Here is a 26,522-nt window from a genome sequence, read left to right on the forward strand (position 1 = left end):
GCTAAAGCTCAGACTATTCCGCAAAGAAAAGGAAAGCTTAGGTTATTCCGCGGGGGAGAACGGAAAGCTCAAGTTATCCCGCGGGATCGTAGAGACCGAGCTCAATGAGCCGGTCTTCGGGATCGTCTTGGTCGGTGGACAGCATCTGCTGCAGGACCAAGCCCTCCTTGTTATCCACCACTGTCAGCACTGCGGTGCTGCCGAGTGTGGACCAGCCCACCACGCGGTCGCCACTGTCTTCTAAGACGGTGGAGCTGCGCAGTTCGGTGAGCACTTGGGTGGTCTGCGTGGCGCGGTTGGAGGATTTAGAAAACTGCATCTGGCCTACTTCTGGGCCGGAGCAGTTGTAGTTATGTTCGCTGCCCACGGAGTCGCAAGAGTCGAATTGGGCGAAAAGTTCTCGCGGAGCAATAGAACCGAAGATTTCATAGGCAGCTTCAATATCATCGCTAAAGTCGCTTGCGCTTGCCGATGTCGTCTCTGTCGGCTCGTCAGACTCCGACTCCGAAGGTTCTGCTGAGGTTGTCTCCGTGCTGGATTCCGACGAAGTTTCCGATGCCTCAGAGCTGGATTCTTCTGAAGTCTCGGAGGTCGACTGCGAGGTTTCTGCCGCAGCAGAGGTCTCCGGTGCGGGTTCGGGAGCAGGTTCTTGCGTGTTGCCGCATGCAACAAGGGTCGCTGCTAAAAAGACAGCGCCAGTCAGTTCAATGATGCGCGGCTTGCGGGATTTAAGCACGGGAACCTACTCCTGAAAGTAATGCGTGAGATTTGCTTTTAATAGTCTAGACGAATTGCTTAAAGTAACTCATCTGGGTCTTGTTCCAGCCCATAGCGCAAAGCCGCAACAACTCCGGGCGCCACCTCAGGGCCACCGCGCAGCTGAATATCATCTTCTGCAAAAGGACCTGCCTCCGCGAGCTCTTCCTCGGTTGGGCGGATTTGCAACACAGTCAATTCCAAGCCTTCTTCACGCAAACATCCTGAAAAAAGTCTGGCAGGACGTGGCTCCGAATCTGGGGCAGCAGTGTCTTGGAACATAATCTCTTGCGCAAGCACGGCACCTTCAACCTGGCGCGGCCACGCGATGCGCGAGACATATTCCGCCAGCTCTTCTGAACCGGGGAGAATATTTTCTGGCAGGTTATCCTGCACAACCAAGGTTAGTGGCGCGGAGTCATCGTCAAGCTCAATTTGATCAACGACTAATTCGGTCGGAACCAATGCAAAAAGCGTTGGGGGAGCCTCCCAGCCCTCAGCGTGAACGAAGTCAACAGCTTCCATCATCGCTTTGTTTAATGCTTGTTGGTTAAAACCTGGGGAACTCATAAGCAACCTCATTCGTTAGCTAGATGGTACTGGCCTTAAAATTGGCCAACTAATAGACAATTTTGGCATACGATTTGATTGGAGCTGGCGTTGGTTTCACATACAGCCCAACCCTCCGCCCCTATGAAGCGACCGCCCCGCATATTAGCGTGGGTGCTCGGTATCATCGCTGTAATACTTTTCATCGGACCTTTGTTCGTTGGAGTGTATACCGACTGGAAGTGGTTTGGCGCAATTGAGTACCGCGGGGTTTTTAACACCGCCATCATTGCTCGAGTAGTCCTGTTCATTGTTACCGCCATCATCGCAGCCCTAGTCGTATGGTTAGCTGGCTTCTTTGTATGGCGTGGACGCCCCGACATCCTAGATCTGGGCGACTTAAATTCGCCGGTCTACCAATACCGTCAGGCGATTGAAAAGTCAGTCGGAACCTTCCTGAAGGTCCTGCCACTTCTCATCGGCCTGCTTACCGGCTTTATGCTGCAGGGCTCCTGGCGCACCATTTTGCTTTTTGTCAACGGCACCGACTTTGGCGAAACTGACCCACAGTTTGGTCTTGACTACGGTTTCTATGCCTTCAAGCTGCCCGTATTCCAGATGATTGTCTCGACGCTGTCGATGTTGACCATCGTCGCGTTGATCATTGCACTCGTTGGCCACTACGTTCTTGGCGGTATCCGCATTGGTAACCAGGCGGCCGGCGTCAAGGGTTCTTTGTCTAAGCCTGCACGCGTGCAGCTGGCGGTGACTGCTGGTATCTGGATGCTTCTGAAGGTCATCGATTACTGGCTGGCACGCTATGAGTTGCTGTACAACTCCAATGACATGTTCTCGGGTGCTTCGTACACCGATTTGAACGCACAGCTGCCAGCGAAGATCATCTTGATGGTCATCGGCGTGTTCGTCGCCGTCGCATTTTTTGCTGCTACCGTCCTCAAGGATCTGCGCATCCCAGCACTGGCTGTAGTGCTGATGCTGGTCTCCGGCATCGTTATCGGTGGCGCATGGCCAATCCTGATGGAGCGTTTCTCCGTCCAGCCGAACCGTCAGGCAAAAGAAGCAGAGTCTATTTCACGAAATATTGAAGCAACCCGTTTTGCTTACGGGCTTACCGATGACGAAGTAACCTACGTCGAAAACTGGGGCGCCGAAGAAACTTCCGATGAAGACGTCGCGGCCGATGAGGCCACGATTTCTAACCTGCGTCTATTGGACCCAGATATTTTGTCACCAACCTTTACCCAGATGCAGCAGCTGCGTAACTTCTACGGCTTTGCCGATCAGCTGTCTATGGACCGCTACATCGTGGATGGCGAACTGCGCGACTTCGTTGTTGCAGCGCGTGAGGTTGACCCCAATGCTCTGCGGGAGAACCAGTTGAACTGGATTAACCGCCACACCGTGTACACCCACGGCAATGGTTTTGTCGCCGCACAGGCAAACCGCGTTGACGAAGTAGCACAGGACGCGGGCTCTACCCGTGGTGGCTTCCCAGTCTTTAACGTCTCCGACTTGCAGACCAAGGCAGGCGAAGAAGCTGAAGGCGAAGGCGAGACCCTGGATGCTGAATCCGAGTTGGGTATTAACGTTGAACAGCCACGTATCTACTACGGCCCAGTGACTGCTTCGGCTGAAGATGGCGCGGACTATGCCATCGTCGGCGATACCGGGAATGGGCCGGTTGAATTCGACACTGATAGCTCTAACTTCACCTATGACGGCAAGGGCGGCGTTGACATTGGCAACATGTTCGACCGCGTTGCATATGCTTTGCGCTACCAGGAAATGAACCTGCTGCTATCTGATCGTGTTGGCTCTGAATCCAAGATCCTCTACGACCGCGATCCACGTGAGCGCGTCGAGAAGGTCGCACCATGGTTGACCACCGACTCCGAGACCTACCCAGCAGTTGTTGACGGTCGCATCAAGTGGATCGTCGATGGTTACACGACTTTGGATAGCTTCCCGTACTCTCAAAGCGAGAGCCTGACCGAGGCTACTGCGGATGCTTTGAACGCTGAAGGTACTCAGCAGCGTTTGATCTCTGACCGAGTCGGCTATATCCGTAATTCTGTTAAGGCCACGGTCGATGCTTATGACGGCACCGTGGAAATCTACGAATTCGATACCGAAGACCCAGTGCTGAAGGCATGGGAAGGCGTATTCCCAGGCGTGGTCAATCCAGAGGCAGAAATCTCTGATGAACTGCGCGCGCACTTCCGCTACCCACAGGACATGTTCAAGGTGCAGCGTTCCATCTTGGCGCGCTACCACGTTGATGACCCACGAGTGTTCTTTAACAACGACGCCTTCTGGTCTGTCCCAGCGGACCCAACCGGTGCCGACCAAGAGAACTTGGATCAGCCTCCGTACTATGTTGTTGCTGCCGATCCTGAGACCGGTGAGCCAACCTTCCAGCTGATTTCTTCCTTCCGTGGTCTGTCTCGTGAGTTCTTGTCTGCCCACATGACTGCTTCCTCGGATCCAGAAAGCTACGGCGATATCACGGTTCGCGTACTGCCAACCAATACCCAAACTCAGGGTCCAAAGCAGGCACAGGATGCGATGATGTCTTCGGACCAGGTAGCCCGCGACATGACGCTGTGGCGTGGATCGAATGATCTGCACAACGGTAACTTGCTGGCTCTACCAGTCGGTGGCGGCGAGATCTTGTACTTGGAGCCTATTTACTCCCAGCGTAAGGACCAGGCTTCTGCCTTCCCTAAGCTGCTGCGCGTCTTGGTCTCTTACAAGGGCCGCGTTGGTTATGCCCCAACCGTGGATGCTGCGCTTGAGCAGGTCGGTATTAACTCCGATGCCGTACAAAATATTGACGTTGTCGATGACGGCGGCGGTACCAGCACTGATGAGCAGCCTGCCGATGAAGCACCAGCTGATGAAGAAGAAACCCCAGCTGCACCGCTTCCAGAAAATGCTGATGAAGCATTGAATTCCATCAATGATGCATTGACTGGGTTGGAGGATGCACGCGATGGCTCCCACGAGGAGTATGGCCGTGCCTTGGATGAATTGGACCGCGCGGTACAGCGCTTCCAGGACATGCAAGACTCTGCTGAGCAGCCAGCTGAGTAATAGCTAAACTCACCTACAAGCAGTAACAAAGTGCGGGTCGCCCTGATAGAAAAGGGTGGCCCGCACTTTGCATATCATGACGCGATTTGGGTGTTGGCTATGCTGTGTGTATAGTTGAGAAAGTCGCCAATGCTTGAACTTTAAGCAAAGCGCAGGTGAACTTTTAGTTCATTCGTCGCGGGGTGGAGCAGCTCGGTAGCTCGCTGGGCTCATAACCCAGAGGTCGTAGGTTCGAATCCTGCCCCCGCTACCAATTTCAAATAGCCGCAGTCAGTAGAAATACTGACTGCGGCTATTTTCTTTCTCTTTGCTGCCGTGGCTGTGACCGCTTAGGACTGAAAGGACTTTTCGTGACTGCCTCGTTGGATCGGAGAAAGCTACTCCTTAGTGATCCACAACGGGCTAACTGCTAGATACTCGTTCAACCTGGATTAGCAGGTGGTGATACCTGTGCAATTTACATTCATCACTGAAATGGCACCGGCCTGCGATATCAGGAGATCCAGGGGATGGAGGCATCAGGTAATGATGAACTAGCTAGTCGGAACACTACACTTTCTATACGTGAATAATAGTGATGTTAGGGCTTCTTCAGAGCAGCACAATGGCACCAAACGTGCTCTTGAGGTGCGCCATCTAGTCATGATCGCCCTCGGTGGTGTTATTGGTTCGGGCTTGTTTGTTAGTTCGGGGTACACCATTGGACAGGCTGGTCCACTCGGCGCGGTGTTGGCTTATGTCGTCGGCGCAGTGATCGCGTGGCTCGTTATGTCCTGCCTTGGTGAGCTGGCCGTGCAGTATCCGGTATCCGGCGGATTCCATGTCTATGCCTACAAGGCGATTAGCCCAGCGGCAGGATTTACCACCGCGTGGCTGTATTGGCTGTGCTGGGTGGCTGCGCTGGGCTCAGAATTTACAGCTTCTGCGCTGCTCATGCAGCGTTGGATCCCCCAGGTTGATGTGTGGATCTGGTGCGTCATTTTCGCGGCGCTGTTGTTCTTGCTCAACGCCTTTTCCGTTAAATGGTTCGGCGAGGCCGAGTTCTGGTTCTCACTGCTAAAAGTTGCGGCGATTGTTGTGCTGCTCATCGTCGGCTTTGCTGCGATCTTCGGTTTCAATGCCGGGGGAGAAGCGCCGCTGCTGTCCAACTTCATGACAGAAGATGGTCTCCTGCCAACCGGCACAACCGGCGTATTCATCACGATTCTCTCAGTGTTTTACGCTTTCTCCGGTACGGAGCTCATCGCTATCGCAGCGGGCGAAACCAAAGATCCGCAAGTAGCAATCCCGCGCGCTATCCGCACGACGTTGCTGCGTTTGGTCATCTTCTTTGTCGGCGCAATCTTTGTCATCGCAGCGCTCGTGCCGTGGGATCAGATTTCGCTCTTGAGTGATGAAAACATTGAAGCCAGCCCATTTGTCGCCATCTTTGAGATTGTCGGCATTCCATACGCGGCTGACATCATGGCGGTTGTGGTCATCATCGCGCTGCTATCCGCGGGCAACAGTGGTCTTTATGCCTGCTCCCGCCTGATGTATTCGATGGCTGAGATGAACCAGCTTCCAGCGGCTTTCGGCAAGACAACTGAGCGAGGCGTGCCAATGTTGTCGCTGGTTATTAGCCTCGCAGCCGGCCTTATATGCCTGATTTCCAGTGTGGTCTCACCCGGTGCGGTTTACTTGGCGCTGGTTTCCATTGCCGGTTTCGCTGTCGTGGCAGTGTGGATTGTCATCGTGGTCGCACAGATGATGAACCGCCGCAAGATTGTGGCGGATGGAGGGGACATCGACAAGCTTGCGTACAAGACGCCGATGTATCCGTGGGTTCCTATCATCGCGCTGGTGGCCTGCGTGATTTCGCTTATCGCGGTGGCTTTTGACCCGAACCAAGTCGCCGCATTGTTGTTCGGCATCCCGTTCGTGGTCATCTGCTACATCGTTCACAAGGTGGTCATTGACAAGCCAGTCCGTGAGGATTCATTTGTCAGCTAACTTGCTTGACGATGGCTTCGATCTCCCGCGGAGTCACCCGGCAGCAGCCGCCGATAAAGGAAACTCCCAGGTCAAGCAGTTGGGGGACTGCTTCGAGCAAACCAACGCTGCCCGCGTCACGCGATAACCACTTGCGGTTGACGTGGTCCCAGGTCTCGCCGCTATTGGGATACACTCCGAAGGCCTTTTCGGTGCCTCGGGCGAAATGTTCCGCCGCGGATAGAGCCTCGCCGGCGGAGCAGCAGTTGATGCTCAACGCCTTAATTGCGGGGGTGTCGTTCACTATGTTGAGGACCTCGTCGAGTGGGGTGCCATCGCCAAGCGTTGTGCCATCAAGGGTGACGCTGAGCCAGCCGTCGATATTAAGGCGGGAGATTTCCGCGGCGAGTGCTTCGACCTCATAGATGTTGGGGACTGTTTCCATGAGCAGGACATCTGCGCCGGAATCGGCGAGAATCTCCATGCGCGGGCGATGCCACTCCGAAAGCTCCTTCGCGCCGATACCGTAGGCGCCGTCATACTCCGTACCAGCACCAGGTCCCGCGCCGTAGGGCCCAACCGATGCCGCCACATAGCGGCCATCGACCCCACCGGTAGCCTCGCGCGCAAGGTTCACACTTGTGCGCAAAAGCTTTTCGATGTCCCCTTTGCCCATCCCAATCTGGGCGAAACCATCGAAAGTCACCTGATAAGAACACGTGGTGGCCACCTGCGCGCCAGCGTTAAAGAAGTCCTCATGCGCTGCGCGAACTTCAGCCGGATGTTCATTTAAAATCGCCGCCGACCACAGCTCGCCGCTGATGTCATTGCCGCGTGCTGCCAGGTGTGTTCCCAGCCCGCCGTCAAGCACCAAGGTGCGGTTTTCTTCAAACATATTTCTTAAAACTCCTCAGTTAGATCGGCGCCGTCGGTTAATTCTATGGCCGATCAATCGAGCGTCGCTAATCTACTGGAGACTCATATATATATGCGTTGGTGGACTGAATAAGGAAACTTAAGAGTTGAGCTTTCCGTCGTCAGCTCGCTGCTCAGCCTCGAGGCGTTCGGCTTCTTCGCCACCGATGGCTTCGCCGCGGGCGACGAGGCCGGATTCGGTCTCCAGCGGGATTTCCTTGAGGAAGAAGGCAAACAGCAGCGCGAGAACCAAGAAGGGGATGACGTACCAGAACACTGGCGCCAAAGAATCAGCGTAGGCAGCAACAATGCCGTCTTGCACGTGTTCCGGCAGGGTGCTCAAAGTCTTCGGGTCAATAGTTGCGGTGGCGTTTGCTGCTTGGGAGGCGTCGAGGCCGGAGTTGGTGAAGACATCGGTAAGCCGCTCTGACAACCGTGCGGTGAAGTAAGCGCCGAAGACTGCTGTGCCCAAAGACGCACCGACCTCGCGGAAGTAGTTATTGGTACTGGTTGCGGTACCGACGGTATCTGCTGCCACGGAGTTTTGTGCCACCAGCACGATGATCTGCATGACAAAGCCCAGGCCAGCGCCGAAGAGGGCAAGGTAAGCGCAAATGAGCCAGATTGGGGTCTCGGCCGATAGCGTGGTCATGGCGAATAGTGCCGCGATGGCCAGGATGATGCCGATGATTGGATAGACCTTGTACTTGCCGCTCTTAGCCACCCAGATACCGGAGACGATGGAGGTCAGCATGAGACCGGCCATCATTGGAATCATCAGTAGGCCGGACTCGGCGGCGGACGTGCCGGATGCCATCTGCAAGAAGGTCGGCATGAAGCCGAGCGCTGCGAACATCGCGATGCCGAGGGTAAATCCAATGGTCGCGGTGATAATAAACAGCTTGTTGCGGAACAATGACAGCGGGATGATGGGGTCTTCGGCGCGCGATTCGATGAATACGAAGATGGATACTGCAATAAGCAGACCAGCGCCCCACAACCAGGTGGAGGCGGCAGACCAGCCGTGGTTGGCGTTGCCGCCGAAGTCGGTAAACATGATCAAGCACGCGGTCGCTGCAGACAGGAAGACAACACCGAGCCAGTCAATGCGCTTGGTGGCCTTGTGTGTTGGCAGCTGTAGCGCGAAGACGCCGATAAAGAAGGCAATGATGCCGATTGGGATGTTGATATAAAATGCCCACTGCCAGGTCAGGTGGTCTACAAAGTAGCCGCCAAGTAGCGGCCCGGCAACAGCAGAAATACCAAAGACTGCGCCCATAGGGCCCATGTACTTGCCGCGCTCACTAGCGGGCACAATGTCGGCGATTATCGCCTGCGACAGGATCATCAATCCGCCGCCGCCAAGGCCCTGCATGGCGCGGAAGATGACAAAGGTCCAGAAATCGCCGGCGAATGCACAGCCGACCGAAGCCAGGGTAAACAGCGCGATGGCTAGCAGGAACAGGTTGCGGCGGCCTAGTACGTCACCGAACTTGCCGTAGATAGGCATCACGATGGTGGTGGCCAGCAGGTATGCGGTGGTAATCCACATCTGGTGCTCGACACCGCCGAGTTGGCCAACGATGGTTGGCATAGCGGTGGACACAATTGTTTGGTCCAGGCTGGAGAGCATCATGCCTGCCAGCAGTGCGGAGAAGATAATCCAGATGCGCCGCTTTGTCAGCAGCAGCGGCGCGTCTTTCGTCATTGTTGTCATGGGGTCCTCATCGAAAAGCAAAAGCGAAATTACAGTGACTGAAATTCTAGGGTACACCTGCTGTAATTGACTAGCTGGGCGAGTAGTCTGAGAAGATAAACGCACGGTGTATTGATTGAGATGGAGGCCATAGATGAGCAGTTCACGCGCGGCAGCGACGAAGACAGCTATTGAAGACGCTGCATTGGATCTTGCGCTGGCGCGTGGATATGACCAGGTCACGGTCGATATGATCTGCGAGCAGGTCGGGGTTACGCAGCGGACATTCTTTAATCATTTTCCAACCAAAGATGATGCGCTTTTAGGCCGTGACCTTCCGCAAATTGATGAACGTGCTGCGCGTCAGTTCATTGTTGCTCGCGGCCCGGTTCTTCTCGACGCCGTTTCACTAATCACCATGCCGGCTGAGGGCGGTACGCATCATCGCATGTCAGAGCGGTGGAAGGTTATCGCTGCCACGCCAACTCTGCTGTCTAAGCAGATGGAAAGGCTCGAAGCGTTGGAAGGCGAGCTTAATGAAATAATCATGCTGCGTCTTCGCAACCAGGAACCAGAGCGCTCGGAGCAAGAACTCGCCGATGAAGTCGCCATGACCAACCACATGCTCAATGGGGTATTTCGCTGGATTGGTTCGCGCGCGGAATTGGTGGGGCATTCGCCGGAAGCGTTTGAGGAAATCGCGGGGAATGCGCGGGGGATTCTGCGTGGGGTTTTGTTGAATTCTGCCCCCACCAATTAGGAAGCTCGCGAGAGCGAGACTTCCTGGAATGATTTTCCTGATGATCATCTTGGAGAGTATTCGGTCTTCGTAGCAAGGCAGAAAAATTTCTCCCAAAGCACCTGCTAATTGTTTTAGTCTTTTTCCGTGTCTGTCTTTTCGGTGGTCACAAACGTGAAGCATTTTATGCCCCCTTGGCATGCGTCTAAACGCATACCGCTGAAGTTTGGGATTGCCTCGGACATAGTGGGCCGGGTTAGCACTCGTTTTTCAAAGCTCGGCTTTTGAGAGAGAATTCAGACCCGAACTAAAACAGCAGGAGGACGGTATGTCCGGTAATAGAATAAACACTGAGCCCAGTCGGGAACTGTGCGGAGAAGATGTCAACTTGGCGCCGGAGTGGGAAACTTCATCGAATGGTATGACATCGGTGTCTAGGGCTACCTAGCCGTGACGATGCCTGCCGTGTTTACCGCAGGCATGGAGCAGTCGGTGGGCCTGGTGGTCACCCCTCCCTGGCTTGCCGTTGACCCCAGTTTCGGAGCGGCTTCGGTTATTAGCTGAACTCGGCTGCAATCGACATTCTCCCCGGTGACTGGCTTCTTTCGAGGGCCATCGCCAGGGAATTTCTTTGTGAGGCATCGACAAGCAAACCCGCGAAGTTAACAGTGCGAAACAATCATGAAGATTGTTTAATGAATGGCTCATTGGGGTTTCATCCTTCGTTTATACGGTAATCAGCATTCCACATTGGAGTGCTGATTTACTTTTATGAAGGGAGGCTGCAATGCCTGATATGGCTCGTCATTCTTCGCGGTCGCGAATGCTGTCGTGGCTGCTGGGATTAGTAGCAGTGTCTCTGTTAGCTATCGTGCTGACGACTAGAACTGCCCTGCTGGGGACGGCTCCGGAGAAAGCCAACGAAGATGTTGTGCAAGAACTAGAAGAGTTCCGGTCTTTCGCACAAGATGGCATTGATCCTGAAACCTCTGAACCTTTTGCAACACATACGCGGTTATTGGAGGTGTTTTTATCGCGCCAGATTCCCACCAGTGATGAAGCCTTAGTGGGAATCGTAGATGGCACCATCGTGGGGCTGCCGGGTGCAAGCGGACGCAGTCTTGGCGCGGGTGATCCGCTGATTCGCCATGCTATGGACTCACCTATGCCATCGGGAATCTATACACCGGATAATGGCGAGGCAATTCACTGGGGAACAGTGACTGTCACCGGGATCGAGGGCGCTCAAGACGTAAAGCTACTGGTTGCCAGGTTTACCGATGCGGACTACCGCGAGATTTCTGAATTGATGCGGATTGTCACGTTGGTTTCCGGCGGGGTTCTTATCCTGGCCGCGTTTCTGGCGTGGTTGATTACTGGCCGGTTGCTTTCGCCAATTCGCAAGGTGTCCCTGCAGGCATTCGAAGACGCGGATAAGGGAACGGCCACCAGACTAGGTTTTGATGGCACCGACGAAATCACCGAGCTCGCCCGGGCCTATAACGACGCCTGGGTGCGTGAGCACGAAGTACGTGCGGTCAACCAGTCGGTTATGCAAGCAGCGGCGCGTGAAATCCGCGAAGGCATCGATCAGCCGGAAAAGCTGCGTGCGACGTGCCAATCTTTGCACGCGTTATCGCGTCTGGCCCCAGGCACGCGCGGGATAGCCACCGAAGAAGCTGACCTTGGAGTCATTGCGCGCGATGTCGTCCCGCAAGCGATAGAGGCCAGCGGTAGGGCACAGGTTGATCGCCACGCGCTTGTCGATGCCCTCCGTGCCATATCCGGCATGCTTGCCCCGCATACGCGCCAGGAGTTACAGGCTGGTGCGAGCGTGGAAGGGGAGACCGCCTGGCTGTGGCTGCGCGCCCCAGGTTTCGTGGCAGATAAGGAACAAGCTGCTGCGATGATCGCCTGGCCAGTGAATTCCACCTCCGCAGCAGTGGTGCGCGCCGTTGCAGATGCCCATGGCGGGCGCGCGTTGGTTAGCGCCGATGCCGAGCACGGAACCACGGTGGTTTTAGAGCTTCCTGCCGGAGGTGAGCACGATGAGCTTTAAATCTTTGAAAACTGAAATGCCACAACGGAGCACCGTCAGCAGTAATCCTCCTGCTCCACGTCTTCTTCCCAAGGTCGGGCGGCAGTTTGCCACACCGGATTTTCTCACAGGAAAGACCGTCGCTGGGGTGCTGGCAGTTGCAGGTGCCTGGATTTTCACAAGTGGTTTTAGCCCCGAAGCACAAGCAACTCTCACAGTGTTCGTCGCAGCCATCTGGCTGTGGATCTTTGGCAGTCTCAATGACACCTATGTAGCACTTGGTGCAGCTAGTGCACTGGTTCTAGCCAATGTGTTGAGTGCAGAGGAATTCTTTGCAGCGCTTGGCGATGACACCACCTGGCTCCTCATCGGCGCCTTCATCTTATCCGCTGCGGTGACCCAGTCCGGGCTGGCTCTGCGGGCAACAGCTTGGCTCAGCCAGCGTGTGACTAGCGTGCGCGGGCTAGTGCACCTGATGGCCTTTGCCGTTACTCTTACTGCTTTTGCTGTGCCCGCCACTAGTGGGCGTGCAGCATTAGTCTTGCCGGTGCTGGTGGCACTGCGTGGGGTATTGCCCGCGCCGCAGCAGTGGTTGGTGAAGGTATTGGCACTCGTGCTGCCCACAGCGGTTTTATTTACTGCCGCGGCATCGCTTATTGGTGCCGGCGCACACCTTATTACGGTGCAGATATTGAGCACTAATGAATTACCTGAGATCTCGTTTACGCGGTGGATTGTGCTGGGCCTGCCTTATGCACTGGTTATGGCTCATCTGTCGGCGGAAGTGATTCTGCGCATGTTCTCCACCTCCGCGCAGCGCGCCGAAGGCATTGTGCTTAAGACGGCTGACTTTGGGGAAGCAGTCACAGGGGCCTTAAATACTGAACAAAAACGCTCAATGGCTGTGCTTGGCGCGGCCGTGTCCTTGTGGTTTAGCGAACCCCTGCATGGTATTGACCCGGCCCTGGTCGCAGTCCTCGCGGCACTGTTGATGTGCTCACCGCAGGTCGGCTGCGTCGATTTCAAAGACACCATTCGCCAGGTGCCGTGGAATCTGCTGCTGTTTATGGCAGGCACCATCGCCATGAGCCAAGCACTGTTATCGTCCGGCGCCGCCGATGTCTTAGCGTCTGCCATTTTGGGCGCAGCACATCCAACGCTGTTCGTCGCGCTTGTCATCATTGTGTCCTCCGCAGCACATCTGGTCATTCAGTCACGCTCGGCGCGCTCGGCAGTATTAATCCCGTTGGTCGTGGCCACTGCACCCGCGATTGGCGTTAATCCCGTCGCCGTCGCGTTCATCTCCACAGTGGCTGCCGGTTTCTGCCACACGTTGCCATCCTCGGCCAAGCCGCTGGCTATCTTCGCCAATGCTGAACTCGGCGATGAACCCGCCGCCTTTTCCACACGTGAACTCATGCGCGTAGCAGCAGCGCTATTTCCTGTTCATCTCATCGTCATGGGGCTTTTCGCCTGGCTCATCTGGCCAGCGCTGGGCCTAAATCTCTGCTTGTAAAAATCCATCCCACTTCAAAGGAGTATTTCCCATGTTGTACGCACCTGAACGCATCCTTGTCGCACCTTCTGGTTTTAAAGAATCCCTCTCGGCGATTGAAGTCGCCGATGCCATCGCCGCCGGTATCCGCCGTGTTCTCCCGGGCTCTCGCGTTGATACTTTTCCGGTTCCTGATGGCGGTGAGGGCACCGTTGATATTCTCGCCCAACGCCGTGGCGCTGTCACCCATACTGAAACAGTCACCGGGCCCGTCGGGCAGAAAGTTCAAGCCACCTGGGTGGAGTTTCCTGAATCTAGCATCGGGGTTATGGAAATGGCATCGTGCGCCGGGCTCTCGCTAGTGCCCAGCGATATGCGCGATCCGGGTGCTACCACCACCTTTGGGGTGGGCGAGCTTATCAACATCATGATTGAGCGCGGCTGTAGCAAAATCGTGGTGGGTTGTGGAGACTCTGGCACCTCCGATGGCGGCGCGGGGGCTTTAGAGGCACTGGGAGTTATTACCCTGGATAAAAAGGGCGAGAAAGTCGAACGCGGCGGGGCAAACTTGGTACACGCCAAGTCCTTGGATACCAGCAGTATGAATCCGCGGCTGCGCGATGTCAGCATCACCATGGCGTGTAACCGCCATAACGTGTTGACGGGAAAGCGCGGCGTTGCGCGCGTCTTTGGACCGCAAAAGGGCGCGACGAAGACCCAGGTTAAAGAACTCGCCGAGGGGTTGAGCTGTTGGGCAGATTTGCTTGTCGATGCCTTCGCGCCCATCGCCGACCTTCACAAAGGCCCTGGCTCTGGTGCCTCCGGTGGGCTCGGCGCCGGCCTGATGGCGCTGGGTGCTGATGCCGGTGAGCGCTTTGATGTGCTGCTGGAACAGCTCCCAGCTGAACGCGACCTTCATGCTCTTATCGCCACGGCGGATCTCGTCATTACCGCTGAAGGCGCCATTGATTTCCAGACTCCCCGCGGCAAAGTCCCGGCCGAGATTGCACGGCGTTGCCAAGCCACAGGAGTACCGGTCATGGGACTAGCTGGCTCCCTGGGAGAGGGCGCCCCGAGCGTTCATGATGTGGGAATCGGTGCGGTGCAATCGATTATGACCATTCCAATGGAGCTGGAAGACGCAGTCCGTGATGGCCGTGACCTGCTGGTAGATGCTTCTGAACGTGCGCTGCGCCTTTTGCAACTGGGGTGCACGGTGGCAGGGCGCCAAGAAAACAAGCTACGTGTACGCTACGCCGGGATTTCTGCGTAGAACGTAGGCTAGGTCCTATGAGTAGCAAGCCTCGTGCAGCTGTTGTCGGCGCCGGTCCGAATGGGCTTACTGCCGCGGCACGGCTGCTGAAAGCCGGATGGGACGTTGACATCTATGAAGCAGCCTCCACACCCGGCGGAGCGGCACGCTCGTCAACGCAGCTGTTTGCCGGTGCAACTGTTGACCTAGGCGCAGCCGGCCATCCTTTCGGCGCAGCGAGTCCCGCTTTCCGCGAGCTAAAACTCGAAGAGCACGGGTTGACGTGGAAGAACGCGCCGATTGAGATGGCGCATCCACTCGATAATGCCGAAACAGCTTTGTTGGCGAATTCTTTAGAAGAAACCGCCGCAGGACTAGGCGTAGATCATAAGGCGTGGGTCCGCTTACACGGACATGTTGTGGACGGCATCGATAAGCATCTAGCGAATCTTTTGAGGCCGATGTTGCAGGTACCACCGCACCCTGTACACCTTGTGCGCTTTGGCCTCCCGGCCCTGGCCCCGGCTTCTTTACTGGGGAAGGCATTGTTTAAGTCGGAGCAGGCTAAAGCATTGCTTGCCAGCAGTGCTGTGCATGCAATAACCTCTCCCGACCGGCCTTTTACCGCCGCTTTTGGCATTTTATTTGGCGCCCTCGGCATGAGCCGCAGGTGGCCCGTTGCTGAAGGTGGCACTCAAGCCATCGTGCAAGCGCTGGTGTCTGTCATTAAAAGCAACGGCGGAAAAATTCACACTGACACTAGTGTGCGTGACTTGCGCGAGCTGGGGCCTGTCGATGCCACTATCTTAAATCTCACCCCACGGCAGATTCTCGCGTTAAAAGGCACTGATCTTTCAGCAAAGACTCTTCAGCGATTGGGAAACTGGCAGTACGGTCCCGCGGCGTACAAAGTCGACTTCCTGCTCAATGCGCCCGTGCCGTGGAAAGACCCGCGCGTTGGAGAAGCTGCAACCGTGCACATCGGTGGAAGCGTAGAAGAAATCAGCTTTGCCGAACGCGAAGTTGCAGCAGGAAGAATGCCGAAGCGGCCTTTTGTGATGGTCTGCCAGCAGTTTGTTGCTGACCCAACGCGTGGCAACACCCTGTGGACCTATGCACATGTGCCGCATGGATACATCGAGAGCTATCCGGGAGAAGTCCGCGAACTAATCACCAGTCAGATTGAGCGTTTCGCGCCGGGCTTTCGCGACACCATCGTGGAGGCCGTGGCTACCTCCCCGCACGATTTGGAACAGGGGAATCCCAATTTAATCGGCGGCGATATCGCCGGTGGTTCCATGGCCGGGGTGCAAGCCCTTATGCGCCCAGGGATTTCCTTGCACCCTTATATGCTGCGACCTGGACTATTCATGGCCTCCGGCGCGACGCCACCTGGCGCCGGGGTACATGGCATGCCGGGCTGGTGGGCTGCCGGAGAAGCGATTAAATCCGGACATCGGCGCTAACGTGCTCATTGAAATAGGCACTCGGGGAGAGCCCTGTGCGCTTTTTAAACGCGCGGCCGAAAGCGCTAGCCGTGGAATAGCCGACGTGCAGAGCAATGGAATCTATGGGCAGACCATCGATGATGAGCTGCTTAGCCTTCGTGGTGCGCGCTTGCATGCGCCATTCCTGGAAAGTCTCGCCCGTTTCTGTCACAAATGCGCGCTCGATAGTCCGCGGCGAAGCATGAACTAGCTTCGCTAATTCGTGCAAAGTGCGCGGATCGCCAGGATTATCATTCAGCAGTTCTGCAATCTTGCGCGCAGCCGGGGTGTGTGGCCACATAAGCGTGCTGCAATGGTGGCTTAGTTTATTGAGCACATGTTGGTCGAGTTCACGGTGATGCTGCAGGAGCGAGGAATCACTTTGGACCATCCCCATAAAATAACCAGCTAGTTCCTGGTTGACCTGGAAAATACGCGGCTGGTTTAAAGCTTTCGGGGTAAAGACCTTATCTGCACCGAAGAAAATCCGGAGTAATACAGAATTGGCGTCCACGTACACGTCGTGGCGGTAACCAGCGGGTAACCATAAGGCCTGCTGTGCGTAGGTGCGGAAATGCCCGTCTTTCAGAATGTAGCTGGCGCTGCCGCGGTATTGCCAAAACACCATGTGTGCTTCCGGATGGATGCGGTTAAGCGCTTGAACCGGCCGGGACATTGGAAGTGACGCATTGTCAAAGCTGCCTGCTTGGTGCGGCTGGCTAAAGCTGATGCTTGCGGTCATTGAAATCTCCTGTGCTGAAATCCTCGTTAACGCTCAAGTGTCAGCAAGGGGTTAGAAGTTGGCGGATAAGGTATTGCCTCGAAGCTTAGCCTGCCCTAACCTAAATGGGTAAATTTGGTCGGGCTCAAGCGGGAAGCAGCGTCTGCCGCTGCACACGATTGCGGCCTGACTTTTTGAGTCTGGTTTAAAAAGACGCGTGAGATTTTGAAAGGAATTCGTGGGAGTTCGAATTGTATCCATTGACCGTCATCATGTCCGGTCATCGCAATGGAGAAGTGGAAGAATATGACAGTAGAAACTCCACAAGCGCCGGATGTCATAAAAGAGCCTCAACCGAATTCCCTCTTCGGGCGACGCACTCTTGGGCTAGTCATTATTGTTATAGCGCTATTGATCACGACGTGGCTGAGTTTCGCCGTTGGCGCGAATAAAATGCCGATGGCGGAAGTGTGGCAAGGATTCCGCGCGCATGATGATTCTGAAGCGGCCATTATTATTTGGAGCCTGCGCATCCCGCGAACCGTGGCAGGACTTCTGGTTGGTGCAGCCTACGGTGTTGCTGGTGCTTTGATTCAAGCGATGACCAGAAACCCTCTGGCAGATCCCGGAATTTTGGGCGTGAACGCTGGTGCAGGCTTTGCCGTGACTGTCGGCGTTGGCATATTCGGCCTGAGCAGCGTATCTGGCTACATCTGGTTTGCATTTATCGGTGCAGCTGCAGCCACTATTTTGGTCTACCTCATCGGTGCAGTTGGGGGAACTGCCAATCCGGTGACCCTGGTGCTAGCCGGTGTTGCGCTCGCTGCAGTGCTAGGTGGTGTCACCACCTTTTTGACCTTGATTGACCCCAATACCTTTGAAAGCATCCGCAACTGGGGCCTGGGATCCATTGCCCGCACGAGCATCCAAGACACAATGATGGTCGCGCCTTTTATCGCCGTGGGGCTACTCATCGCAATTGGCTTGTCGGGCTCGTTGAACTCCATAGCGCTTGGCGATGACCTCGCTGCCTCCTTGGGCACCCGCGTTGCTCGCTCGCGTGTATTCGGCATCATCGCCGTGACCTTGCTTGCCGGTGGCGCTACGGCGCTGACCGGCGGTATCGGATTTGTCGGTTTGATGATTCCTCACGTCGTGCGCTGGTTCGTCGGTCCTGACCAACGCTGGATCATCATGTACTCCATCTTTGCAGCCCCAGTGCTGGTTCTTGCGGCCGATGTCATTGGCCGTGTTATCGCCCGCCCAGGTGAAATTGAAGTCGGTGTGGTCACCGCAATCATCGGCGCCCCAGTGCTCATTGCGTTAGTGCGTCGTCGAAAGGCTAGTGGTCTGTAATGCTCATGAAAGAAAACAAAGAGATCGACTACGGATACAGCTCGCTGACCATCCGCAATAAATTCTTCTCACTCCGCCTGCCCGTCAAGATTCTCACGGTCTCGGCGATTCTGATTATTCTGGGTGTCTTTGCTGCGACAGTGGCGATTACGCTGGGAGATTTCCCCATCACGCTAAGTCAGGTCGTACAAGCTATTGCCGGTGTGGGCGAGGAATTCCACGTGCTCATTGTGCGTGAATGGCGCCTCCCGGTTGCAATCGCGGCTGTGGTTTTTGGCGCGCTACTTGGTTTAGGCGGTGCAATTTTCCAGTCACTGACCCGCAACCCGCTGGGCTCGCCTGACATCATTGGCTTCGATGCTGGTTCTTACACGGCCGTTGTCTTGCTGATGCTAGTAATCGGAACCACCCAGTACTGGACTATTGCAGCGGGTGCCATCGTCGGCGGTGTTATCACAGCCTTCGTGGTCTATATCTTGTCCTGGCGCAACGGGGTCCAGGGTTTCCGCCTTATCGTCGTTGGCATTGGTGTTTCCGCCATGTTGACTTCAGTCAACTCCTATCTGATTACGCGGGCTGATGTTGACGACGCCATGATGGTCGGATTCTGGAGCGCCGGCTCGATTAACCGCGTGACCTGGGAATCACTAATTCCAAGCGTTGCCATCGCCGTGGTCATTTTCGTACTCGCTATGTTCTTAGCCAGGTCTTTACAGCACATGGAAATGGGAGATGACACAGCGCTCACCCACGGATTCAAAGTAGGCCCAGCCCGCCTGGCACTGATCGTGGTGGGTGTTGCTACTTCAGCGCTAGTCACTGCCGCCGCCGGCCCGATTGGCTTCGTGGCGTTGGCTGCGCCGCAACTGGCGCGCCGAATTACTAACTCTCCAGGAGTCAGCCTTTTGCCATCGGCAGCAATGGGCGCGGCGCTGCTATCAACAGCGCACCTATTAGCCCTTGTAATCGCTACTTTCTACCGGCCTATTCCGGTTGGATTGATCACCGTTTCTATCGGCGGTTGTTACATGATTTGGCTGCTCATTCGGGAAACCCGCCGTCACTACGGCCGTATCGCTTAAGCACGAGACAGGAAAAGAAATGAACCAAGAAATACACTCAGCCGCGTCTCGGTTGCGGATTGAAAATGCCACCATTGGCTACGACAAGACCATTATCAGCGAAGACATCTCAGTAGAGATTCCGCATAATTCTTTCACCGCCATCATTGGCCCCAACGGCTGTGGTAAATCCACTCTGCTGCGTGGGCTCGCCAGGGTTTTGACTCCGGTCAAAGGCCGCGTGCTGTTGGATGACAAGGATATTTCCACATACAAGCCCAAGGATGTAGCGCGCGAACTGGGCTTGTTGCCACAGACCTCGCTCGCACCAGAAGGTATCCGCGTGGCTGACCTTGTTGCGCGTGGGCGCGCACCGTATCAATCGCTGATTCAGCAGTGGCGTAAATCTGATGAAGAAGCAGTCAACGCGGCGCTGGAAGCAACCCGCTTGACGGAACTGGGAAGCCGCTTTGTTGCAGAGCTTTCTGGTGGACAGCGCCAACGTGTATGGATTGCGATGTTGCTAGCGCAGCAAACACCCATCATGTTGCTCGATGAGCCCACCACCTTCTTGGATATCGCACACCAGTATGAGCTCATGGAGCTGCTGCGTGATTTCCACGAGGACGGCAAAACCGTTGTCACCGTCTTGCACGACCTAGACCAGGCGGCGCGCTACGCCGACCACCTCATCGTGATGAAGCAAGGAAAAGTCATCACCACGGGTTTCCCGCAAGATGTGCTGACGAAGGAACTGGTCAAGGAAGTCTTTGGCCTCGAAGCCATGATCTGTCCAGACCCGGCCACCGGAACACCGAATGTGGTTCCCCTGGACCCCCGGGCACAGAAACCTGCGGACAGTGAGGTTCTCGATAAATCGATGTTGCGCACTCGCTAAAGCTTCACATACATAGTCCGCAAGTTAGCTAAAACCTCATTCACAGGAGAACCCTTCATGGCCAACAGCCTTCGTCCTCTAGAGATTTTCCCCATCACCACACGCTTTTTGCAGGTTATTCGCACAGCTGATGTCACCCCCGGCATGCGCCGAGTCACCTTGGGCGGTGAACAACTCAAAGCACATACTGCAGATAACGGGTACCCAGTGGCGGAGTTTCGCTCCGATGGCTTTGACGATGAATTCAAGGTGCTCATTGACCACCCAGATGCGCAGGAATCTCAAGGACCTACCCAGCTGGATGGAGTTTTGGATTGGCCCCGAGGGGAGGGCGCGAAGCTGCTTCGCACCTACACGGTGCGCCGCTGGGATCCGGAAACCGGTGAATTGGACGTAGACTTCGTCAACCACGGAGTAGGCCCAGCTACGAGTTGGGCACGCAACGTGAAGGTAGGGGAGACCGTCCAAATTGCTGGCCCGAAGTCTTCTTCTGCGCACCCAGAAAATGCTGACTGGGTATTGGTGGGAGCAGATGAGACAGCCCTTCCTGCGGTTGCCCGCTGGTTGGAGGAGTGGCCTCAAGGTGCACGTGGGCAGGTCTTTATCGAGGTTGAAGAAGATTCTCACCGCCAGGACCTGGTGGTGCCAGAAGGTGTTGAGCTGACCTGGTTGGTACGCCATGGGGCAGAAGCCGGTACCACCACGCTGCTTTTCGATGCCCTCAAGGCCGCCGATTGGTGGGAAGGCACGGTGTTTGCGTGGGTAGCTGGCGAAGCCGGAACACTCACGCCGATTCGCCGTTGGCTTCGCATTGAAAAGCAGCTCGATAAAGAACAGATTGATGTAACGGGATACTGGAAGAAACAGAAAGTCACCGCAACAGCAGACAATCCCGAATTACCAGATTTCACAGCGCACGAAGATGTGCGCGAAGTATTTCATGAACTGGCAGAAATCATGCCAGGCTTTGCCCTGCGAGTAGCAGCAACTTTAGACTTCGGTCCTACTTTTGGGGCTTCAGAGCTCACGATAGAAGAGCTCGCACAGAAGACCGGAGCGAACCAAGTCGGTTTGTTTAAGCTTCTGCGTTACTTGGAAGCTATCGAGGTAGCAGAACAAACGGATGCCGGCTGGAAGCTCACCGAACTGGGCCGCGAATTAGATAATGATTACGTCATAGAGGACCTCAACCTAAACGGCTACTTTGCTCAACGCGAACTTGCTGCAATTAGCGCACTGCTTAAAGCTGTGCAGGACGGCACTCCAGAAGCGTTTGAGGAAACCCCTGCACACACCGATGAGCGCGTCGAAGCAGAAAACGAATTTGCTGGCTATGTTTCAGGCGCGCTGGCAGCAGACCCAGTCTTTGCAGAACTGGAGAGCATTGCTCTTGTCGGCCGCGGGACGAAAGCCTTTGCCCAGGCATTCGCTGAGAAATACCCCACGGCAAAAGTACGTATCGTTGCCAGCCCTGCTGAGATTCACGCGATTAGAGCTCAAGGGGAGCTGCCTGCAAGTATCACGCTGGATTCGAATCTGACAGATGCTGATGTTGTGCTGGTAATCGAAGCGCTTAATGACCGATCTGATTTTGAATCCGTCGCATTGTTAAAAGAGGCCGCTAACCACGGTCGCCTTTACTACTTTGCGCGTGCGCTTAACCCGGACACCGCGCATGATCACGACTATGAAGATGATTTAAGCTACTTTGCGCTCAATGGTGGTAGCTACCGGACCGCGCAAGAGCTCGACAAACTATTTGTCGAAGCAGGACTCGGTATCCCACAACGCCGAACCATTGGCTGGGGTGCGACCTTGCACGAATTTGAGGCATAGGACAGCGCATATGACAGCCACAATTCCTGAGCGCAATTGGGGTTGGGGACAGGCACCAGATAACCCCACCCCACCGCGCATCACACTAGATCCCACGTGGACACCGCGTCAGTTAAGCTTTGCTCTTATTCGGGCCAATGGGAAAAGACTCGCGCTAGCTTCTTTGTTGTTGATGGCCCATGGAATAGCCAGCATGCTCATGCCCACGGTCGTGGGGCGCGTGGTAGATGATGTGGCAACCCCTGCCTATGAAGGCTCCAGCTTCGCAGAAATTTCCGGCTCGCTGTACTTCTGGTTCGGCAGCTTGATCCTGCTATATCTCATCATGCACTTCTGCTTCCGCCGCGGCAGCAGCACGGGGTGGCTGGCAGTGCAGCGCTCACAATATGAGCTTTCGCAGGCAGTTGTTGAACGCGTGTTGTCTCCGCGTGGATTTGAAGGAACCCAGCGCGCGCCGGGCCAGCTGCTATCTATTGCAACTGGTGATACGCAGCGCGCGTGCCAAGTCTTCTACATCATCGTCTATCCTCCCAGCCAAGTAGCGTCCTTGGTCGTGGCGATTGGCACCTTAGGTTTTATCAATATTTGGCTTGGGCTGGGCGTGGTTATTGGCCTTCCCATTTTGTTGGCTTTGATGCATTTAGCTGCCCGGCCTTTGCGAGATCGCAGTTTGAAAGAACAGCACAGTTTGGCCGATGCCGCCGGGGCTGCCGCAGACCTGGTGTCTGGATTCCGAGTCATTTCGGGATTACACGCGCAAAAGACCGCGGCACAAAGATATAACGCTTTCAGCCGGGAAGCGTTGCGCCACACGATCTCAGCACGCAACGCCCGGGCAGCCTTTGAAGGTGTCACGACCACGGGTGCGCAATTAGTCGCAGTCGCTGTCGCATTAGCTGCGGTAGTCATGGCTTTTCACGGAATGATTACCGCCGGTGAGCTGATTACGGCAACCAGCGTTGCAGTCATCATGATCTTCCCCGTCGAAGAGCTCGTGGGAACGCTGGGCTCCATGTGGGCTATTTCCCAGGCGTCTGCACAGCGCGTTTTAGGACTGCTGAATGCAGGTTCGCACCCAGCGACTGAAGGCACCGTGGAATTAGAAGGTAATGAGCACTTTGTGGCTTTTGAAGAGCTGAAGCTCGCGCAAAATATCATCGACGAGCGCATCGAACCTGATGAGTTTGTCACTTTAAACCTTTCGCAGGAAGCAGCGTCGCACCTTTCGGAAATTCTCTCGCTGCGCCGCGTTCCTGAAGAAGGAACTTTTGTGGTTGGCGGTTTCGACATCACCGCGCTCACCCCTCAGACCTTGCACAGCCAAGTCATGGTGGTGCCGCACCACCCGGGGCTTTTTGCTGGCACGGTCTTGGAAAATGTGCAATTTCACGGCGGTGGGGAGATAAGTCCCCGCACAGCACGGGAAGCACTGGACGTAGCAGCTTTTGGGGAGCAGGAGCTTCCCGATGGCCTTGGTACGCAGCTTGGCGATGGCGCGTGGGAACTTTCAGGCGGGCAACGCCAGCGCATCGCCCTTGCGCGTGCTGTTGCTGCGCGTCCCCCAATCCTCGTGCTTGTCGAGCCCACCACGTCGGTGGATGCAGTGACAGAAGAATTGATTGCCAATCGTCTTATTAAAAACCGTGAGGGGCTGTTGACCATGGTCATTACCTCGAGCGGTGCGTTTAATGCGGCGGCCGACCGGGTCATTACCCCCAGAGAGTCAGACAAAGTTTCGGTGGAGGGCCGGTCATGAGCACTAACAATTACCAACTTGGTGCCGCGGACTCCGCGACGGTCCTTAGATATTTATGGAAGATGATTCGTGGACGCAGACTCGCGTTAGCCTTCGTTTTGCTTATTTTCCTAGCTGAATCTGCAACGGCACTGGTTGTCCCACTTTTGATTGGGCGCATTGTCGACCAGCTCAGCTTCAACGGGGTGAGTCAATTACCAGATGGATTCGCACTTATGGTCGCAGCGATCGTCTGTGCTGCTTTAGCCGCTGGCTTATTAGCGTGGTTGGGTGGGGTCGGAATATCTCGAATTTCCGAGACCCTTATCGCCGAAATCCGCGAAGACTATGTCGGTGCCGCACTGCGCCTGCCGCGCGCAACGGTGGAAACCGCCGGTACTGGTGACATTGTGACTCGTGCTTCCGATGATATCGCCCAGTTATCCGGCACCATGCCTGATGTCTTGCCACGATTTTTCATCTCTGGCTTTACGGTCTTGATGATCGGCGGCACCATGACAACTATCGATTGGCGCTTCTTAATCGTCTTTGTCGCACTGATTCCTTTATATATCTCGCATATCCGGTGGTACCTCGATAATGGCCCGCCCATTTATCGCAAGCAGCGCGCCGTCGAATCCATACGTGGCCAGCATATTCTGGGCACCTTGGACAATATGGATACCGTCAAGGCTCACCAATTAAGCCAACACCAGCTGGAGCGGATTTCTGTATCTTCGTGGGATAAAGTCCGCTGGGCGATGCGTACTCGTATCGTACAAAACTGGCTCTTTGGCCGCCTCAATTTCTCCCAGGCCCTAGGAATGTTCTCGGTACTGGCACTGGGAGTATGGCTAGCATTTAATGGCGAAGTCACACCCGGTGCGGTTACTGCCGCAGCCTTGCTATTCCAGCGCATTATCGGCCCGGTTCAGGGGCTGGTGTACGTGATGGATGATTTCCAAGATGCATTAACATCGCTCGGCCGGCTCGTCGGAGTTATTAAGCATCCGCAGGAAAAGGCTGCGGGGGAGCATCGACGAGCACTGCATCCTGATGCTTTGGTGAAGCTGAGCGATATGGACTTTGCTTACCCCAATGGCCACCATGTGTTGAAAAATATTGATGTAGAAATTGCACCGGGGGAGACCATTGCCGTTGTCGGGGCGACTGGTTCCGGTAAATCCACCTTGGCGTCTTTGGTCTCTGGTGTCTATGGGCCAAGTCGCGGGGAGATTCAGCGCAGCATTAGTACGGCGGATATCTATTCGCTGTCGCAGGAAACCCACGTTTTCATGGGTACAGTTCGGTCAAATCTCACGCTGGCGAAACCTGATGCTACCGAGGAGGAAATCACGCAGGCGCTGATGTCTACCGGCGCATCTTCCTTTGTCATGGCTTTGCCGGAGGGACTAGATACGGAAGTTGGGCATGGTGCCCGAAATCTTGAACCATCCCAGGCTCAGCACTTGGCGTTGGCACGGTTGAGCCTGCTGAACCCGCCACTGGTCATCTTGGATGAAGCTACCGCTGAAGCAGATAGCGCGGATGCGGAAGTCCTGGACCGAGCATCGGATGTGGTTACTTCAAGCAGCGCTGCCATAGTCATTGCGCACCGTTTGTCACAAGCTGCACGTAGTGACCGGATTGTGGTCATGGATAACGGCCGCATCATCGAGTCCGGCTCGCATGAGCAATTGCTTCAGGCCGAGGGCAGTTATGCCCGGCTCTGGAAAGCCTGGACGGCAGGGGCTGAACCTTAAAGCTCCCGCGTTGACCAATCCAGATAAATTCGACGAAAGGACTCTTATGTCTACTCCCAATATCCGCTCACGCAAGTTGATGCTTGTATCTTTGCTGACCGCAGGTGCACTGACTGTCGCTGGCTGTTCCTCTGATGCTACAAATGACAGCACTTCTTCCGAGAGCACCAACAGTACTGAGGCCGCGGATATCTCTGAAGCAACTGCTGAAGGGGAAACCCGCACGGTTACCGATTCCGAGGGCAATGATGTTGAAGTGCCCGCTGAACCACAAAGAATTGTGACTTTGCACTTTGCCGCGACTGAGGCACTAGTTGACTTAGGCCTGACTCCGGTGGGGCAGGGAAGCTTCAATGACGGACTGCTGCCACCAGAAAAGGCCGCGGACATCAAAGATGTTCCGACTGTGAATACGGAGGATGGCCTGCAGCTGGAAGCGATTGCAGCCCTCAAGCCAGATCTGATTCTGGTCCCTAACATGATTGAACCTTCTGACGTGGAGCAGCTTCGCGAAATCGCGCCTTCGTATATCTACACCCACTCCGGTGAAGAGCGTGCGAACTGGTCTGGAAGTGTTGCGCAGATTGCCGATGCCACCAACCAAAGCGCAAAGATTGACGAGCTCGAGAATGCTATGGAAAAGCGTCAGGAAGAGATCGCTGAAACTTATTCCGCGGAGCTTGCCGATCGACGCTTTGCTGTCCTCAACTCTTATAGTGAGCAAGAAGTAGCACTCAATAGCGACACCAGCATGTTGGGAAGCGTTCTGGGGCCTGCTGGTGTTCAGTGGTCGCAGCAGCAAAATGACATTGTCGGCGACGAAGATGGTGGTGAGCTCACCGTTTCTTTGGAACAGCTCAATGAGGCAGTCGGTGATGCTGATGTCATCTTGTACGGCACAGACCTCAATCAAAAGCCCACTGAGTACTACGAGACCATGTCGAAATCCGATATGTTCCAAAACCTCGACGCGGTCAAAGACGGCAAAGTCTACCCAATTGGCAAGATGACCGTCGCCGGTTACACCGATGCCATGGCATCGCTCGACATGCTTAAGGAACTGCTCAAAGACATTAAAGGCTAATACATCAGCCGAGCAGATTTGGTGAGTCTCAGGGTTGTTGATAGAGTTGGGGCCGT

19 protein-coding genes and 1 tRNA gene are annotated in these 26,522 nt (G+C 55.3%); 15 read left to right on the plus strand and 5 right to left on the minus strand.

Annotated features, from left to right (window positions below; genetic code table 11):
- Positions 1–73: 73 nt before the first annotated feature.
- Together C5Y44_RS10525 and C5Y44_RS10530 are read right to left on the minus strand one after the other, a co-directional pair.
- Positions 74–736: a beta-N-acetylglucosaminidase gene (locus C5Y44_RS10525; protein WP_105324890.1), complete on the minus strand. Its 663-nt coding sequence runs from the start codon at positions 734–736 to the stop codon at positions 74–76.
- A 59-nt stretch (positions 737–795) separates the two neighbouring features.
- Positions 796–1,326: a PPA1309 family protein gene (locus C5Y44_RS10530; RefSeq protein ID WP_105324891.1), complete on the minus strand. Its 531-nt coding sequence runs from the start codon at positions 1,324–1,326 to the stop codon at positions 796–798.
- A gap of 123 nt (positions 1,327–1,449) precedes the next feature.
- Between C5Y44_RS10530 and C5Y44_RS10535 the strand changes: the two genes are divergently transcribed.
- From C5Y44_RS10535 to C5Y44_RS10545, 3 genes are all read left to right on the plus strand, one after another.
- The gene (locus C5Y44_RS10535; protein ID WP_105324892.1) at positions 1,450–4,419 is read left to right on the plus strand and encodes a UPF0182 family protein; all 2,970 of its coding nucleotides are present in this window, start codon (positions 1,450–1,452) and stop codon (positions 4,417–4,419) included.
- A 176-nt stretch (positions 4,420–4,595) separates the two neighbouring features.
- Positions 4,596–4,672, plus strand: a tRNA-Met gene (locus C5Y44_RS10540).
- A 311-nt stretch (positions 4,673–4,983) separates the two neighbouring features.
- A complete protein-coding gene (locus C5Y44_RS10545) occupies positions 4,984–6,411 on the plus strand; it encodes an amino acid permease (protein ID WP_233189955.1) in 1,428 nt (475 codons plus the stop codon).
- On the opposite strand, the gene mmuM is transcribed toward C5Y44_RS10545, so the two are convergent.
- Both mmuM and C5Y44_RS10555 read right to left on the minus strand, forming a co-directional pair.
- Positions 6,404–7,285 carry a homocysteine S-methyltransferase gene (mmuM, locus tag C5Y44_RS10550; protein WP_105324894.1) on the minus strand — a complete coding sequence of 294 codons (882 nt, stop codon included), beginning with the start codon at positions 7,283–7,285 and terminating at the stop codon, positions 6,404–6,406. The two genes, C5Y44_RS10545 and mmuM, sit on opposite strands and share 8 nt — an antisense overlap.
- 120 nt (positions 7,286–7,405) lie before the next feature.
- Positions 7,406–9,022, minus strand: a complete 1,617-nt coding sequence (locus tag C5Y44_RS10555; protein WP_105324895.1) for an MDR family MFS transporter — start codon at positions 9,020–9,022, stop codon at positions 7,406–7,408.
- 133 nt (positions 9,023–9,155) lie between these two features.
- Between C5Y44_RS10555 and C5Y44_RS10560 the strand changes: the two genes are divergently transcribed.
- From C5Y44_RS10560 to C5Y44_RS10580, 5 genes are all read left to right on the plus strand, one after another.
- Entirely contained in the window at positions 9,156–9,761 is a 606-nt protein-coding gene (locus C5Y44_RS10560; RefSeq protein WP_105324896.1) for a TetR/AcrR family transcriptional regulator, read from the plus strand.
- A 766-nt stretch (positions 9,762–10,527) separates the two neighbouring features.
- Complete coding sequence (locus C5Y44_RS10565; RefSeq protein ID WP_105324897.1) at positions 10,528–11,799, plus strand: methyl-accepting chemotaxis protein; 1,272 nt, start codon at positions 10,528–10,530, stop codon at positions 11,797–11,799.
- Positions 11,789–13,294: an SLC13 family permease gene (locus tag C5Y44_RS10570; RefSeq protein WP_233189956.1), complete on the plus strand. Its 1,506-nt coding sequence runs from the start codon at positions 11,789–11,791 to the stop codon at positions 13,292–13,294. The genes C5Y44_RS10565 and C5Y44_RS10570 overlap by 11 nt, the downstream gene beginning before the upstream one ends.
- 31 nt (positions 13,295–13,325) lie before the next feature.
- The gene (locus C5Y44_RS10575; protein ID WP_105324898.1) at positions 13,326–14,546 is read left to right on the plus strand and encodes a glycerate kinase; all 1,221 of its coding nucleotides are present in this window, start codon (positions 13,326–13,328) and stop codon (positions 14,544–14,546) included.
- 17 nt (positions 14,547–14,563) lie between these two features.
- On the plus strand, positions 14,564–15,991 hold the full coding sequence (locus tag C5Y44_RS10580) for an NAD(P)/FAD-dependent oxidoreductase (RefSeq protein WP_105324899.1): 1,428 nt from the start codon (positions 14,564–14,566) through the stop codon (positions 15,989–15,991).
- On the opposite strand, the gene C5Y44_RS10585 is transcribed toward C5Y44_RS10580, so the two are convergent.
- Complete coding sequence (locus C5Y44_RS10585) at positions 15,969–16,754, minus strand: AraC family transcriptional regulator (protein WP_105324900.1); 786 nt, start codon at positions 16,752–16,754, stop codon at positions 15,969–15,971. The genes C5Y44_RS10580 and C5Y44_RS10585 overlap by 23 nt on opposite strands.
- A gap of 285 nt (positions 16,755–17,039) precedes the next feature.
- Here C5Y44_RS10585 and C5Y44_RS10590 point away from each other — a divergent pair, with 285 nt between their 5' ends.
- Genes C5Y44_RS10590 through C5Y44_RS10620 form a run of 7 tightly spaced genes read left to right on the plus strand, consistent with a single transcriptional unit; the run spans position 17,040 to position 26,466 of the window.
- Positions 17,040–18,089: an iron ABC transporter permease gene (locus C5Y44_RS10590; RefSeq protein ID WP_105324901.1), complete on the plus strand. Its 1,050-nt coding sequence runs from the start codon at positions 17,040–17,042 to the stop codon at positions 18,087–18,089.
- Entirely contained in the window at positions 18,089–19,171 is a 1,083-nt protein-coding gene (locus C5Y44_RS10595; RefSeq protein ID WP_369831086.1) for a FecCD family ABC transporter permease, read from the plus strand. The genes C5Y44_RS10590 and C5Y44_RS10595 overlap by 1 nt, the downstream gene beginning before the upstream one ends.
- A gap of 19 nt (positions 19,172–19,190) precedes the next feature.
- On the plus strand, positions 19,191–20,048 hold the full coding sequence (locus C5Y44_RS10600) for an ABC transporter ATP-binding protein (protein ID WP_105324902.1): 858 nt from the start codon (positions 19,191–19,193) through the stop codon (positions 20,046–20,048).
- Positions 20,049–20,105: 57 nt separating this feature from the next.
- Positions 20,106–21,884, plus strand: coding sequence for a siderophore-interacting protein (locus C5Y44_RS10605; RefSeq protein WP_105324903.1), 1,779 nt, complete (start codon positions 20,106–20,108; stop codon positions 21,882–21,884).
- A gap of 10 nt (positions 21,885–21,894) precedes the next feature.
- Entirely contained in the window at positions 21,895–23,640 is a 1,746-nt protein-coding gene (locus C5Y44_RS10610; protein WP_158255481.1) for an ABC transporter ATP-binding protein, read from the plus strand.
- The gene (locus C5Y44_RS10615) at positions 23,637–25,382 is read left to right on the plus strand and encodes an ABC transporter ATP-binding protein (RefSeq protein ID WP_105324905.1); all 1,746 of its coding nucleotides are present in this window, start codon (positions 23,637–23,639) and stop codon (positions 25,380–25,382) included. Before C5Y44_RS10610 ends, C5Y44_RS10615 begins: the two co-directional genes overlap by 4 nt.
- A 46-nt stretch (positions 25,383–25,428) precedes the next feature.
- Positions 25,429–26,466 carry an ABC transporter substrate-binding protein gene (locus C5Y44_RS10620; RefSeq protein ID WP_158255482.1) on the plus strand — a complete coding sequence of 346 codons (1,038 nt, stop codon included), beginning with the start codon at positions 25,429–25,431 and terminating at the stop codon, positions 26,464–26,466.
- The last annotated feature ends 56 nt before the right edge of the window (positions 26,467–26,522 follow it).

This window comes from Corynebacterium sp. J010B-136 (assembly GCF_002967075.1).
In the GTDB taxonomy this organism is placed as follows: Bacteria; Actinomycetota; Actinomycetes; order Mycobacteriales; family Mycobacteriaceae; genus Corynebacterium.

Coding starts and splice junctions, on each gene's coding strand:
- C5Y44_RS10530 (WP_105324891.1), bottom strand. CDS start 1,326: ATGAGTTCCCCAGGTTTTAACCAACAAGCATTAAACAAAGCGATGATG.
- C5Y44_RS10535 (WP_105324892.1), top strand. CDS start 1,450: ATGAAGCGACCGCCCCGCATATTAGCGTGGGTGCTCGGTATCATCGCT.
- mmuM (WP_105324894.1), bottom strand. CDS start 7,285: ATGTTTGAAGAAAACCGCACCTTGGTGCTTGACGGCGGGCTGGGAACA.
- C5Y44_RS10555 (WP_105324895.1), bottom strand. CDS start 9,022: ATGACAACAATGACGAAAGACGCGCCGCTGCTGCTGACAAAGCGGCGC.
- C5Y44_RS10560 (WP_105324896.1), top strand. CDS start 9,156: ATGAGCAGTTCACGCGCGGCAGCGACGAAGACAGCTATTGAAGACGCT.
- C5Y44_RS10565 (WP_105324897.1), top strand. CDS start 10,528: ATGCCTGATATGGCTCGTCATTCTTCGCGGTCGCGAATGCTGTCGTGG.
- C5Y44_RS10570 (WP_233189956.1), top strand. CDS start 11,789: ATGAGCTTTAAATCTTTGAAAACTGAAATGCCACAACGGAGCACCGTC.
- C5Y44_RS10575 (WP_105324898.1), top strand. CDS start 13,326: ATGTTGTACGCACCTGAACGCATCCTTGTCGCACCTTCTGGTTTTAAA.
- C5Y44_RS10580 (WP_105324899.1), top strand. CDS start 14,564: ATGAGTAGCAAGCCTCGTGCAGCTGTTGTCGGCGCCGGTCCGAATGGG.
- C5Y44_RS10585 (WP_105324900.1), bottom strand. CDS start 16,754: ATGACCGCAAGCATCAGCTTTAGCCAGCCGCACCAAGCAGGCAGCTTT.
- C5Y44_RS10590 (WP_105324901.1), top strand. CDS start 17,040: ATGACAGTAGAAACTCCACAAGCGCCGGATGTCATAAAAGAGCCTCAA.
- C5Y44_RS10595 (WP_369831086.1), top strand. CDS start 18,089: ATGCTCATGAAAGAAAACAAAGAGATCGACTACGGATACAGCTCGCTG.
- C5Y44_RS10600 (WP_105324902.1), top strand. CDS start 19,191: ATGAACCAAGAAATACACTCAGCCGCGTCTCGGTTGCGGATTGAAAAT.
- C5Y44_RS10605 (WP_105324903.1), top strand. CDS start 20,106: ATGGCCAACAGCCTTCGTCCTCTAGAGATTTTCCCCATCACCACACGC.
- C5Y44_RS10610 (WP_158255481.1), top strand. CDS start 21,895: ATGACAGCCACAATTCCTGAGCGCAATTGGGGTTGGGGACAGGCACCA.
- C5Y44_RS10615 (WP_105324905.1), top strand. CDS start 23,637: ATGAGCACTAACAATTACCAACTTGGTGCCGCGGACTCCGCGACGGTC.
- C5Y44_RS10620 (WP_158255482.1), top strand. CDS start 25,429: ATGTCTACTCCCAATATCCGCTCACGCAAGTTGATGCTTGTATCTTTG.